Annotated in this window: 13 protein-coding genes, 1 pseudogene and 1 riboswitch; of the genes and pseudogenes, 2 read left to right on the top strand and 12 right to left on the bottom strand. The window is 39.9% G+C overall.

The genetic code is table 11. The features are described from left to right. Nucleotides 1-26: 26 nt before the first annotated feature. The 12 genes and pseudogenes from BBI08_RS05610 to BBI08_RS05555 all read right to left on the bottom strand — a co-directional run bounded on the left by BBI08_RS05610 (nucleotide 27) and on the right by BBI08_RS05555 (nucleotide 12,328). Nucleotides 27-554 (bottom strand): hypothetical protein, encoded by a 528-nt coding sequence (locus tag BBI08_RS05610; RefSeq protein WP_065527835.1) that lies wholly within the window; start codon nucleotides 552-554, stop codon nucleotides 27-29. A 98-nt stretch (nucleotides 555-652) separates the two neighbouring features. Then, nucleotides 653-1,825, bottom strand: a complete 1,173-nt coding sequence (locus BBI08_RS05605; protein WP_008497712.1) for a dicarboxylate/amino acid:cation symporter — start codon at nucleotides 1,823-1,825, stop codon at nucleotides 653-655. A gap of 153 nt (nucleotides 1,826-1,978) precedes the next feature. After that, the gene (locus tag BBI08_RS05600) at nucleotides 1,979-2,791 is read right to left on the bottom strand and encodes a MetQ/NlpA family ABC transporter substrate-binding protein (protein WP_008497713.1); all 813 of its coding nucleotides are present in this window, start codon (nucleotides 2,789-2,791) and stop codon (nucleotides 1,979-1,981) included. Nucleotides 2,792-2,839: 48 nt separating this feature from the next. Next, on the bottom strand, nucleotides 2,840-3,508 hold the full coding sequence (locus tag BBI08_RS05595; RefSeq protein WP_008429504.1) for a methionine ABC transporter permease: 669 nt from the start codon (nucleotides 3,506-3,508) through the stop codon (nucleotides 2,840-2,842). Continuing rightward, a complete protein-coding gene (locus tag BBI08_RS05590) occupies nucleotides 3,501-4,526 on the bottom strand; it encodes a methionine ABC transporter ATP-binding protein (protein WP_008497714.1) in 1,026 nt (341 codons plus the stop codon). The genes BBI08_RS05595 and BBI08_RS05590 overlap by 8 nt, the downstream gene beginning before the upstream one ends. Before the next feature lie 87 nt (nucleotides 4,527-4,613). Further along, a riboswitch (SAM riboswitch) is annotated at nucleotides 4,614-4,718 on the bottom strand. Nucleotides 4,719-4,785: 67 nt separating this feature from the next. Continuing rightward, complete coding sequence (locus BBI08_RS05585; protein ID WP_065527834.1) at nucleotides 4,786-5,112, bottom strand: thioredoxin family protein; 327 nt, start codon at nucleotides 5,110-5,112, stop codon at nucleotides 4,786-4,788. 5 nt (nucleotides 5,113-5,117) lie between these two features. Further along, entirely contained in the window at nucleotides 5,118-5,453 is a 336-nt protein-coding gene (locus BBI08_RS05580; RefSeq protein WP_008497716.1) for a toprim domain-containing protein, read from the bottom strand. A gap of 220 nt (nucleotides 5,454-5,673) precedes the next feature. Beyond that, nucleotides 5,674-6,054, bottom strand: a complete 381-nt coding sequence (gcvH, locus tag BBI08_RS05575) for a glycine cleavage system protein GcvH (RefSeq protein ID WP_008429509.1) — start codon at nucleotides 6,052-6,054, stop codon at nucleotides 5,674-5,676. Nucleotides 6,055-6,134: 80 nt separating this feature from the next. Further along, a complete protein-coding gene (locus BBI08_RS05570; RefSeq protein ID WP_008497717.1) occupies nucleotides 6,135-6,488 on the bottom strand; it encodes an arsenate reductase family protein in 354 nt (117 codons plus the stop codon). Nucleotides 6,489-6,593: 105 nt separating this feature from the next. Next, nucleotides 6,594-8,375, bottom strand: coding sequence for an acyl-CoA dehydrogenase family protein (locus tag BBI08_RS05565; RefSeq protein ID WP_065527833.1), 1,782 nt, complete (start codon nucleotides 8,373-8,375; stop codon nucleotides 6,594-6,596). Nucleotides 8,376-8,737: 362 nt separating this feature from the next. Further along, nucleotides 8,738-9,912, bottom strand: a pseudogene (locus tag BBI08_RS05560) (acetyl-CoA C-acetyltransferase). Nucleotides 9,913-9,943: 31 nt separating this feature from the next. After that, complete coding sequence (locus BBI08_RS05555) at nucleotides 9,944-12,328, bottom strand: 3-hydroxyacyl-CoA dehydrogenase/enoyl-CoA hydratase family protein (RefSeq protein WP_065527832.1); 2,385 nt, start codon at nucleotides 12,326-12,328, stop codon at nucleotides 9,944-9,946. A 210-nt stretch (nucleotides 12,329-12,538) separates the two neighbouring features. On the opposite strand from BBI08_RS05555, the gene BBI08_RS05550 reads away from it, so the two are divergent. Beyond that, nucleotides 12,539-12,859, top strand: coding sequence for a thioredoxin family protein (locus BBI08_RS05550; RefSeq protein ID WP_065527831.1), 321 nt, complete (start codon nucleotides 12,539-12,541; stop codon nucleotides 12,857-12,859). A 116-nt stretch (nucleotides 12,860-12,975) separates the two neighbouring features. Beyond that, entirely contained in the window at nucleotides 12,976-13,440 is a 465-nt protein-coding gene (locus BBI08_RS05545) for an STAS domain-containing protein (RefSeq protein ID WP_008497721.1), read from the top strand. The last annotated feature ends 20 nt before the right edge of the window (nucleotides 13,441-13,460 follow it).

The following is a 13,460-nucleotide window of genomic DNA, read 5'->3' as shown; positions in this document are numbered from 1 at the left end:
CGATTTCTCGTCAAAGGGTTAACTATTTATTGTGATACCTCGTTATAAATACTAGAAGCAGCTAAACCTAGTTCTTCTAGTATTTCATTTAACTGAGCATCCGCCTCATTAAATTTCTCATTTGCCGCTTCAAAAGAAGGCGTTTCTTTTGATAATTCTTCAGTTTTTAGTTCATAAGATTCACGCATAGCAGAAAATGCTGAAGTGATTTCTTCTTCTTGATCTTTTAATGTTTCTGGAATTTCCAATGAATCAACTGCATTAGCTGCTTCGTTACTAGCAGAAATTGCTGCATCTTTCATTTGTTGCAGTTCTTCGCCTTTTGGTAAAGCTTCTTCTGCTTGGTCCATTTCAAACTTATTCAAGTCTGCATCTACAGCATTGATTGTGTTTGGAATAGACATATAAAATTTCATCATTTCTTTTTTCACTTCTGAAGTGTCATCAGAAGTGTCAGTGCTAGTAGTTGTTTCTTTTGGTTCAGTTGCTTCTTCTTCAGAACAAGCAGTTAATAAAAATGTTGCTGAAAGTCCAATTGCCCACAATTTCTTCATAATGGTTCCCCCTATTGTGTAATATCATAGTTATAATAACACAAAAATTACCAATAGAACAGTTTTTGGGAATAGTCGCAATCGCCAGACTTCATTGATTATTGCAGACTTTTACGACCATTTGTGAAACGATCAACAATATGCGCTAGTGCACCGTCTCCTGTAACGTTAGCCGCAGTACCAAAGCTATCTTGCGCTAAATAAAGTGCGATCATTAACGCTACCATTGTTTCGTCAAAACCAAGCATACTTTGTAGCAAACCGATTGCTGCCATAACAGCTCCACCTGGAACTCCAGGTGCCGCAATCATCGTAACGCCAAGCATTAAAATAAATGGGAAGAAACTACCGAATGATGGCACTCCACCTGTCAATAGCACAACACCAATCGCACAAGATACTAATGTGATTGTACTCCCTGATAAATGAATTGTCGCAAACAACGGAACAGTAAAATCTGTTACTCGCTCATTAGCTCCAGATTTGCGCGCTTGACGCAAAGTAACCGGAATTGTTGCTGCTGAAGACTGAGTTCCTAATGCCGTAAAATAGGCGGGCATCATTGTTTTTAAAATTGAGAATGGGTTTCTTCCCTTTAACGCACCTGCCGCTGAATACTGTAGCATTAGCATTGTCCAGTGAAGAATAATAATCATTAAGAAGACAATCCCGAATAACGACAAGATTTCAAATACAGCTCCACCATATGCCATGTTGGCGAATATTCCAAAAATATGGAATGGTAAAAGTGGAATAATGATATACGAAATTGTTTTTTCGATAATTGCTTGGAATTCATCGAAAAACGATACCATTGTTTTGCTACCTGTTGATGCCATCCCGATACCTAATAAGAAAGCTAAAATTAATGCTGCCATTACTCCAAAAACAGGGGTCATCTCAAGTGCAATAAACGAAGCTGCCAATGCATGCTCCGGATCCTCCAAATTGCTCAATGAACCTTGTTTCATAAAATTAGGCAAGACGGTTGTTGCAACAAAAAATGCTAAAACCCCAGCCGTAACAGTTGATGCGTAGGCGATACCAGTAGCAAGCCCTAATAATTTACCAGAACCTTTTCCTAATTTCGCAATTCCTGGAGCAATAAATCCAAGAATAATTAACGGTACCACAAAGTTTAAGAAATTACCGAAAATCGACGTGAATGTTGCAAAAACACGTACTAAATTCTCTGGTGCAACTAAACCAATAAGAACTCCTAACACAATCGCCACTACTATACGCGGCAATAAACCAAAATTGAACTTCATCAACCTGTCCCCCTCATATGAACAATTGTTTCTTTTTTTATTATTCAAAAATAGCACAGACCTTATTAGAATGTAAGCTTTATAAGAAAACACGAAATATTTTTATTTTTTTGAAAAAATAAAAAAAGCACCCTCTCGGATGCTTTACATTTATTAATCTACTGGTACTACTGAGCCGCCCCACTCTTCCAAAATGAAATCTTGAATTTCCTGAGATTTTAACACTTCAACTAATGCTTTCACATTTTCGTTATCTTCATCACCTGCACGCACAGTAATAATATTTACATATGGCGAATCAGATGATTCTATTGCAATTGAATCTTCTAGAGGGCTGATACCAGCATCAATTGCATAGTTGGAGTTGATCAAGACTGCATCTCCTTCACCCGATTCATACAATTGAACAAGTAAAGCTGCTTCATAGTCTGGCTCCAGCTGTAAATTTTTCGGATTATCAACAATATCACTCACTTCAGCCGATGTTTTATCTACACCTTCTGCCAATGTGATTAAGCCTTCTACCTCAAGCAGCGATAAAATACGACCCTGCTCCGATACCGAGTTGCTCATCAAAATGGTTGCATCTTGTGGTAGTTCATCAAGAGAAGCATATTTTTGTGAATAAACACCGATTGGTTCAATATGAATCCCTCCAGCATTTTCAAACTCATAACCATTATCGGCTATTTGAGTCTCTAAGTAAGGCACCGTTTGGAAATAGTTGGCATCAATTTCACCAGACTCTAAATCTTTATTTGGCAGGATGTAATCCTGATACGTTTCGATTTCTAAGTCAATTCCTTGTTCTTCAAGCATAGGCTTCGCTTTTTCTAAAATTTCAGCGTGAGGCACGTTAGAAGCTCCTACGCGTAATGTTGCAGATTCTTCTTCGCTCGCTCCACCGTTTCCGCATCCTGCTAGTACTAATGCTGTTAACGCTGTTCCTACTACAAATTTCTTCATCTTAATCTCTCCCTTTAGTGTGTTATTTATAGAACGGAAAATCCGTTTTTACCGTTTGTCAGCTTTAATTGTGACTAAATCACCAATATATTGAATGATAAAGACAATAATTAAAATTAAGATTGTTGCCATCAATGTGACGTCTTCACGACTTCGTTGGAAGCCATCTAGGAAAGCCAGTGTACCAAGACCACCTGCGCCGATAATTCCTGCCATGGCTGTATAGCCAACTAATGCGATAGCCGTAACTGTAATACCAGAGATTAACGCGGGTTTCGATTCTGGTAATAATACTTTCCAAATAATTGTGCCAGTTGTCGCGCCCATTGACCGAGCTGCTTCAATGACGCCTTTATCGATTTCTTTTAACGCGATCAAGACCATTCGCGCATAAAATGGAGCTGAACCAATTATCAATGCCGGTAAAGCTGCATTAGGTCCACGAATTGTTCCCATAAGTAATAATGTTAATGGGATTAATAGAATGATTAAAATGATAAATGGAATGGAGCGGAATATGTTGACGAATGCACCAGTTAACCAATTGACCACTTTGTTTGCCCATAATTGCTTAGGCGCTGTCAAAAATAAGAGAATCCCAAGTGCTAACCCAATAATAAATGTAAATAAAGTCGATATCGTCGTCATGTAAAGCGTTTCAAGTGTCGCTTCCCACATGCTTTCCCAGTCAACGTTTGGAAATAAAGACTCAATCATTTTGCATCACCTCCGCTTGAATATCTTCTGCACGAAGAAATGCCAACGCTTCTTCAATTTCTGCTGAAGAACCTTTTAACTGCAAAATCAATGTTCCGTACGCTCCTCGCTGTGTATGTGAAATGTTCCCTTGAACAATATTGACGTCAACCGAATGGCTGCGAATCAATTTTGTTAATAGAGGCTTTTCAGTTTGTTCACCAACAAAGACCAATTTCACTAATTCACCTGTTGGGTATAATTCCCGCAAGTTTTTAATGGTTTCTTGTGAATCTCCGCTATCGGCTACTTGTGCAACAAAGCGCTTCGTGATTTCTGCTTGTGGTGATTGGAAAACATTTAATACATCTCCAAGTTCAACCACTCGGCCGCCTTCCATCACAGCTACCCGATGACATATTTTCCGAATAACATGCATTTCATGGGTGATTAACACAATGGTTAATCCTAGACGTTTGTTGATGTCCACGAGTAAGTCTAAAATAGCATCTGTCGTTTCTGGATCAAGTGCCGAGGTTGCTTCATCACACAACAACACTTCTGGGTCATTTGCTAACGCACGAGCAATACCAACACGTTGCTTTTGTCCGCCAGACAGTTCGGAAGGATATGCGTTTTCTCGACCAGCTAATCCAACAAGCTCGATAAGTTCTTGTACTCGCTTTCCTCGTTGTGATTTGGCCACTCCCGCAATCTCTAGTGGAAATTCAATATTTTCTTTTACAGTACGAGACCAAAGCAAGTTGAAATGTTGGAAAATCATGCTGACTTTTTGGCGGGCTTTGCGTAATTCTCCGCCTTTAATTGCTGTGATCATTTGACCGTTTATTTCTACAGTTCCTGATGTCGGTTTTTCCAAACCATTCAATAAACGGATTAACGTACTTTTTCCTGCTCCGCTATATCCGATGATCCCAAAAATTTCTCCATCGGAAATGGAGAAATCGACTTCGTCAACGGCTGTAAGAATCGCTTTGCCCGTATCGAATTTCTTTGTTACCTTCTTTAACTCAATCATTCTTCTAACACCCCTAAATCCTAAAATAAAAAGCCCTTCTGCGCATAAATGAGCAGAAGGGCAAACGTATATTATACGGAAACCAATCTCTCATCTGTCAAAGCTTTAGCTCTGAGTGACTTGGCACCATTTCATTTTCATGACGGTTGCCGGGCTTCATAGGGCACTTCCCTCCACCGCTCTTAATAAGAGTTCAATATGAAATTATTTAACAAGTAACCTGTAATAAGCACTCTCGCTTTCTTATCAGAAAACTAATTTACCACGACCGACTGTATTCGTCAACAGCTTTTAACTTATTATATAAATAAGGCACCGAATGAAAAGCATAAACTTTTTCTTTTAGTTTGCCACCTTCTGTAATTAATAGGCAAGGTACGCTTTCCACTTCATAAAGATCAGCAATTTCTTGAACATAATTCAAGTTGGCTTTGCCCATTGGTAAGTCTGGTAACAATTCCGTGATGACCGATAACATTTTAGAAGCTACTTGGCACGTTCCACACATCGGTGTATATAAATAATAGGCGGTTACGTCTTGCGTATTTTTTTCTTTTGACCATTCTTTATGTGTCCATTCTTTCATATTCTTCATCCCTCTATTAATAGCTTTTTAACTTGAATATTCGCTGTGATGAGTACATCCTTCAATATACTAAGCGGCGTTGCGGCGACTTCTTTATAGCACCGGTCGATATAAAAATGACTAGCTTCAGGAAACTCACGCTTTACTAGCTTCCGCAGCTTTTCTCCAGAGGAGTCTGCATCCACCAAGATGATGATATCCTGACCTTCATATGGTAGCAACAGCTCTTCAAGTCTTGTTGCACTAACTGTACCATTTGTACAAAGAATCGTCACGGGTTCTGCAATGAGTGGTGCGATTCTTAACTTATCGCTAATCCCCTCTACAACAATCACCTTCATAACCCTCACCCCATCGAATCAATAATATGATAAGTGCTACTTTCTAGTCATCACATATTAATGCTCCAAAAACTAATTGACATAGAAAACAAAACTCTTCGTCAATTTGCTTACTTTTAAAATACCAATGATAGAGGTCTTAGTCCATTTTCAAGCTCAGAGGAAATCCAATTCCGAAACCCAATAAAAAAAGCGCCAAGATGCTGGCGCTTTTCGGAAATTACTCGTTTGTCATTTCTTTGTATTGATCTGCAGTCATCAATTCATTGACTTCTTCTTCAGAAGGGGCTTCGATAACGACCATCCAAGCCTGTTCGTAAGGCGATTCGTTAACAAATTCTGGGCTATCTTCAAGCTCAGAGTTAACTTCAATCACTTTACCGCTAATTGGTGCATACAATTCCGAAACCGTTTTAACAGATTCAACGCTACCGAAAGGTTGATCTTTTTTCAGCTCGTCTCCAACTTGCGGAAGTTCAACGAAAACGATGTCTCCCAATTCAGCTTGTGCGAAATGAGTAATGCCGATACGTGCATTGCCATCTTCGATTTTAACCCATTCATGTTCTTTTGAATAACGAAGTTCTGCTGGTGTGCTCATCTTGACCCCTCCAAATTATGTAGTTCATTCAAATTTAGTTTGACATAAACAGCGGTGAAATACAAGGCGCCACTATGCGCTTAAAGCCACGTATCTTGATATTCTGTTTCTTTAAAGCCCAGTAACGCTTTTTCGCCATTCCATGCTAATGGACGTTTAATCAACATCCCATTAGAAGCAAGTAGCTCTAACTGCTGATCTTCGCTCATAGTAGACAATTTATCTTTTAAACTAAGCGATCGATAAACCAAGCCACTCGTATTGAAAAATTTCTTTAAATCCAAGCCGCTAGCTTTATGAATTTCCGAAAGTTGTTCTTTCGTTGGTGGATTTTCTGATATATGTATTTCATTGTACTCTACACCATTTTTCTCTAGCCAGCTTTTCGCTTTACGGCAAGTCATACATTTAGGATATGCGTAATAAGTAATCAAGTTAGAACCTCCCTTTTTTCTTAGCTTACCAAAAAGAAAGACATTGGTCGATGAATAAAAATAGGCAACCCCACTATAAGCGGGATTGCCATATCCTAGATTGTCTTACACGACGTATTTTTCAACGTCGATCAACTTAACAGCAGCTTCACGTTTTTTCGCAATAACGTTATAAGGAGTTGAGCGCGTTAATTTGCGTAAAGCCGATAACATCATACGTTGGTTATCGCCTTCGATTGCAGCGATTAATGTTTCTTTTGCATCTCGTTCAATTTGATCAAATGCTTCTTGGCAATAAATTTGTGTATAAAGAAGTTTTTGCTTCGCTTTTTCTTCACCTGAAGCGGCAATTGCTTTCTCCGTACGAAGCACAACTGACTCCATAGCAAAGACATTACTTACGATATCTGCAATGTTGACAAGCACTTCTTGCTCAGCTTCTAGTTTAGAGCCATACGTTTGTGCAGCTAATCCTGCAGCTAATAAAGCAATTTTCTTGGCATTTTTCACCAAGTATTTTTCTTGGTCTAACGCATCTGTCCCTACTTCTTCTGGCATCATCATTAATAGCTCTTCTTGCAATTTTTGAGCATGTTGCAATAACGGCAATTCGCCTTTCATAGCTTTACGTAATAATGTACCTGGTACGAGCAAGCGGTTAATTTCATTTGTTCCTTCAAAAATACGGTTAATTCGAGAATCGCGGTAAATGCGCTCAATTTCGTATTCTTGCATAAAGCCATAACCACCATGCAATTGAACGCCTTCGTCTACGATATAGTCCAATGTTTCCGTACCGAAGAATTTGTTTAACGAACATTCTACTGCAAATTCTGCGATAGAATCGGCTACTAGTTTGCCATCTGCTTGCTGTTCATCCGTAAATCCGCTCATGCGATCTTCAAACAATCCAACTGTACGATAAACAGAACTTTCAACAGCATATAATTTAGATGCCATTGTCGCTAATTTTTCGCGTGTTAAATTAAACGATGAAATAGGTGTTTTAAACTGTTGACGCTGGTTTGTATAAGGAATCGTCAATTCCATCGCACGTTTAGAAGCACCAATTGTGCCTACCCCTAATTTATAACGACCGATATTCAAAATATTGAACGCGATTATATGTCCACGTCCTGCTTCGCCTAGTAGGTTTTCAACAGGAACTTCCGCATCTTCAAGAATTAACGTACGTGTTGAAGACGATTTAATGCCCATTTTCTTTTCTTCTGGCCCAACAGACACGCCCGGGAATTCACGTTCAACGATAAAGGCAGAGAATTTGTCTCCATCAATTTTTGCATATACCACGAAAACATCCGCAAATCCAGCATTGGTGATCCATTGTTTTTCACCGTTTAATACGTAATGCGTACCTGCTTCATTTAACTTCGCGACTGTTTTAGCGCCTAATGCGTCAGACCCTGAACTCGGCTCAGTTAATGCGTAAGCTGCAATCATTTCACCAGTTGCTAAACGCGGCAAATAGCTTTGCTTTTGTTCTTCGTTACCAAATAAAACGATTGGCAATGATCCAATTCCAACATGTGCTCCGTGAGTAATTGAGAATCCACCCGCTTTAGACATTTTTTCAGCAATTAAAGCCGAAGCAATTTTGTCTAATCCAAGACCGCCGTACTGCTCAGGAACATCTGCGCCAAGTAGTCCAAGCTCACCAGCGGTTTTCAACAAACGAACCGAATGCTCAAACTCATGATTTTCTAACTTTTCTACGACTGGCATTACTTCAGTGTTGACGTAATCCTCTGTCGATTTCGCGATCATTTTTTGCTCTTCTGTAAAATCTTCCGGTGTGAACACACGTGATAAATCTGCATCTTCGATTAAAAAGCTTCCGCCTTTGATCAATGTTTTTTCTTGTTCCATGTTGAATTCCTCCTAGTTTTTACTTGCTTATATGATTTGTGTTATAGGTCGAAAAACTCGCTTCAGGCGGACGCTTTCCTGGGGGGCCGGCTGAAGCCGCTTCCCTCGCTTTGCTCAGTCCAGGGTCTTCACCTCGGCCTGATCCCCAAGGAGTCGCCGCCTTCCACTCATTCTTTTAAATTTTAATGGCGAACTTTCTCTTCTTTTGATAGGTATCGAGTTTTAATATCTTTTCGACAGACAGCTAATAGCTTAGGCGCGTCCACGGGCTAGGCGAAGCTATGAGACGAGTGCTTTTCTCGGCCTCATGGCGGGAGCCATGCCCAAAGCGGCCGAAGCGACTATTACCCTACGCCTATTCTCTACAACATTTCAAAGACGCCTGCTGCGCCCATTCCTCCGCCGATACACATTGTTACGACACCAAATTGTTTGCCTTGGCGTTTTAATTCGCTCATCATGCGAATTGTTAAGATCGAGCCTGTTGCGCCTAGTGGATGGCCAAGTGCGATTGCACCACCGTTAAAGTTTACTTTGTCGATATCCAGACCAAGTTCACGAATAACGCCAAGTGACTGCGATGCGAATGCTTCGTTTAGTTCCCATACATCGATGTCGTCAATCGTTAGTCCAGCTAATTTTAATGCTTTTGGGATTGCGACAATAGGTCCAATCCCCATAATTTCTGGTGGTACGCCGCCTGTTGCGAATGAACGGAACTTAGCGATTGGTTTGAGTCCAAGTGCTTCTGCTTTTTCACGGTCCATAACCAGCAATGCACCAGCTCCATCTGAAGTTTGAGATGAGTTCCCAGCCGTAACCGATCCGCGTGCTGAGAAAGCTGGACGCAGCTTACCGAGTCCGTCTGAATTCGTTCCGTGACGAACGCCTTCGTCCATTGAGAACATAGATTTTTTTCTTGGTATTTATTGTTTTCGTCGACGTAACGCTTTGTTACTTCAACTGGTACGATTTCATCATCAAAGTGTCCAGCTGCGATGGCTGCTGCCGCTTTTTCATGAGAGCGAACTGCAAATGCATCTTGGTCATCACGGCTCACGCCGTATTTTGTCGCAACTTGTTCTGCTGTGTGACCCATGCTCATATAATATTGAGGAGCTGTTTCAGCTAATTTAGAATTTGGACGAATAACATTACCCATCATTGGCACCATACTCATTGATTCTACGCCGCCTGCGATAATCGCTTCGGCCGACCCGACCATAATCCGTTCTGCCGCATAGGCGATTGTTTGAAGACCCGAAGAACAGAAACGGTTTACAGTGACAGCGGGAACTGTGTCCGGCAATCCTGCAAGTGCTCCGATATTGCGAGCAATGTTCATGCCCTGTTCTGCTTCTGGCATTGCACAACCCATGATTAAATCATCGATGGGTCCGTCGTAGCCACCTGCTCGTTGTAGCGCTTCTCGAACAACTAACGCACCGAAATCATCCGGTCGCACAGTTGCTAACGAACCTTTTGTCGCTTTTCCGACCGGTGTTCGAGCACTGGCCACTATTACTGCTTCACGCATATGTGTTTCCTCCTTTTATATCAACGGTTAATTAATTACGTAATGGCTTTCCTTTAACCAGCATATGTTGCATACGTTGCTGGGTTTTTGGTTCTGCTACTAGGCTTAAGAACGCTTGACGTTCAAGATCAAGCAAATATTGCTCATCTACTTTTGTGCCATACGGAACTTTGCCACCCGCTAGAACAAACGCTAGTTTTTTAGCAATTTTCAAGTCGTGTTCGCTAATATAACCAGAAATGAACATGCCTTCTGCGCCTAAAAGAAGCGTTGCATAACCTGGCTCACCTGGAACTGGAACTTTTTCACGCAATGGTGCTTGGTAACCATTTTCATACAATGAAAGAGCCGCTTGCTTTGCATCGTAAATGAGATGGTCGTTATTAACGCTGATGCCATCTACAAAGTTTAAGAAGTTGTTTTCACGTGCTTCTTCTGCCGAAGTTGACACTTTAGCCATCGCGATTGATTCGAATACTTTCGTAGCGATATTCAAGTAATCAATCGTTACGCCGTTTGGCAAACCTTTCAACTGTTTCATATAAAGCTCTTTGTTACCGCCGCCGCCTGGAATTAACCCAACACCTACTTCAACAAGACCCATATACGTTTCCATTGAAGCTTGAATATGCGCTACTGGTAACGTTACTTCTGCTCCGCCACCAAGAGCCATGCCAAATGGTGCTGCCACAACTGGTTTGTTGCTGTATTTGAGTTTCATCATGGCGTTTTGGAACGTTTTGATCGTGAAATCAAGTTCAAAAATATTATCATCTTGCGCTTCCATTAAGATCATGCCCAAGTTAGCACCAACACAGAAGTTTTTGCCTTGATTGCCGATGACAAGTCCTTTGTAATTTTTATCAACTTCATCAACTGCGAAATTGATCATTTGCATAATGTCTAAACCAATTGCATTTGAGCGTGAATGGAATTCTAATAACGCAATTCCGTCGCCTAAATCGATTAAGCTGGCACCTGAATTAGATTTGATGACACCATGCTTTTTCTTATAACGTTTTAAATCGATAACTTTTTCATTGACTGGCACTGGCTTATAAGTCGTGCCATCAAAGAAATATAGATCGCCTTCTTGTTCTTTATAGAAATTTTCGTTCCCACTATCTATTAGAGCTTGTACAAATGCTGGAACGGTATGGCCTTCTTGTGTCATTTTTTCTACAGATTTTTTTACGCCAATTGCATCCCATGTTTCAAACGGTCCTTGTTCCCAGCCAAAGCCCCATTTCATGGCATTATCGATAGCAACAATGTCATCTGAAATTTCCTCGTTCAATTCAGCCGAATAGCGCAATGTTGGAGAAAGTATGCTCCAAAGTAATTCGCCCGTACGATCTTCTGCGTAAACAAGCGTTTTCATTTTAGCTGCGAGACCTTTTTGTTGTTTTGCCACTTCTTGTGAAGGCGTTTTCAATTTTCCGGCTGGACGATACTCCAATGTTTCAGGATCGAGTTCTAAAATCTCTTTGTCTTTTTTCAAGAAGAAACCTTGACCGGATTTCGCTCCTAACCAGCCTTTTTCCACCATTTTTTTCATGAATTCTGGTGCGTCAAAAACTTTCTGTTCTTCGCCTGAAGTTTGATCGTATACATTTTTAGAAACATGCATGAACGTATCTAGACCTACAACATCTAATGTTCTAAACGTAGCTGATTTTGGACGACCGATTAATGGTCCAGTTACAGAGTCTACTTCACCGATCGAGTAGCCACGTGCCATCATCTCACGTAACGTGACAAGCAAACCATAAGTACCAATTCGATTAGCTATAAAGTTTGGTGTGTCTTTTGCAATAACCACGCCTTTGCCCAATTGATCTTCTCCAAATGTTGTCATGAACTCTAATACTTCTGGAGCTGTCGTTTTTGCTGGAATGATTTCGAGCAATTTCAAGTAACGTGGTGGATTAAAGAAATGCGTTCCTAAGAAATGTTTCCCAAAGTCTTCTGAACGTCCTTCGACCATTGCGTTAATGCTAATGCCTGATGTATTTGAAGAAATAATCGTTCCTTCTTTTCTTACACCATCAATTTTTTCGTATAAAGATTTCTTTACATCAAGATTTTCAACAATGACTTCTATAATCCAATCAACATCTTTTAGTTTTTCTAAATCATCTTCTAGATTTCCTGGTGTGATCAACTGAAGATTCTTTTTAGCTGTTAATGGAGCTGGTTTTTGTTTAAGTAGTTTTTGAATGGAGCCTGTTGCCATACGATTACGTACCGCTTTGTCTTCAAGCGTTAATCCTTTTGCTTGTTCTTCTTTCGACAATTCACGCGGAACAATATCAAGTAATACAACTGGAATTCCTATATTTGCAAGGTGCGCTGCAATTCCTGAACCCATAACACCTGAACCGAGTACAGCCGCTTTTCTAATTTGGTAAGCCACTAGCAAACCCTCCTTGAATTTTTGAATGAATGCTCATTCATTTTTAGTTTAAAAAAATAGAACGTTCTCCTATGTCTTTAAGTGTAAGTTATTTTTCTTATTTTCGCAATATTTAATCGTTAAAATTCCCTAAAATTTTCAAAAACAAATAATTTGCGATTTACTAAAAGCACGCTAAACTGGAAGAGAACCTATAAGGAGGCTATCTAAATGAAATCACTTAATACAACTGAACAATTTAATGAAGTTATTAACGGCGAACAACCAGTTATCGTAAAATTCCAAGCCGGCTGGTGCCCAGACTGTAGAAGAATGGATATGTTTATCGATCCAATCGTTGAAGAATACAATCAATACCAATGGGTGGACGTTAACCGCGATGAACTTCCAAACATTGCTGAAAAATATGAAGTAATGGGAATTCCAAGCTTGCTAGTCTTTAAAGGCGGAGAAAAAACAGCTCACCTTCACAGCGCAAATGCTAAATCACCAGAATCGGTTACAAACTTTTTAAACGATCAAAATGAGTAGGCTCCCGCCTACTCATTTTTTTCACTATACTATAAGAAGTACCACTTTATATAAAAACTGTTATAGTGTGAACAGCTATACGATTGACACTTATAACAACTTTCGGAGGTATAGGAATGGATCCAAAACAGGAAATAAAACAATTACAAGAACAGCTAGTTTATTTTAAAAAGCTGATTAAAAATATGTCGGCCCCGATTATTCCATCGGTTGTACCCAAAACGATTTTAGTGCCAATTGCAGGTTTTATTTTCACGGACCGTTTCGATATGATCCGTACGGCAGTTTTAGAGTACGCAGAAAAACATCGAGATACCGAACGGGTGATCTTTGATTTTACAGGAGTAACTACTGATGACTTGATGGAGTTTGACTATAATGGACTGGCAAGTGAATTAAGCCAATTAAACTCCGCTCTTGGATTAATGGGCTTACGTGCTATTTATGTCGGCTTTAATCCGCTATTTGTACGTGAAATTGTCCATGCCGGTATTCAAGTTGAATTAGAAGTTTATACAACTTTTAAAGTAGCACTTGAACATGTACTTAATGAAAATAAAAAATTGGTACCCAAAATGTGATTTTATAAATCGTAAGTGAC

This window comes from Planococcus halocryophilus (genome assembly GCF_001687585.2).
Lineage (GTDB): Bacteria > Bacillota > Bacilli > Bacillales_A > Planococcaceae > Planococcus > Planococcus halocryophilus.
Note: the sequence above shows the minus strand (reverse complement) of the source record. Positions and strands in the feature narration are given on the sequence as shown.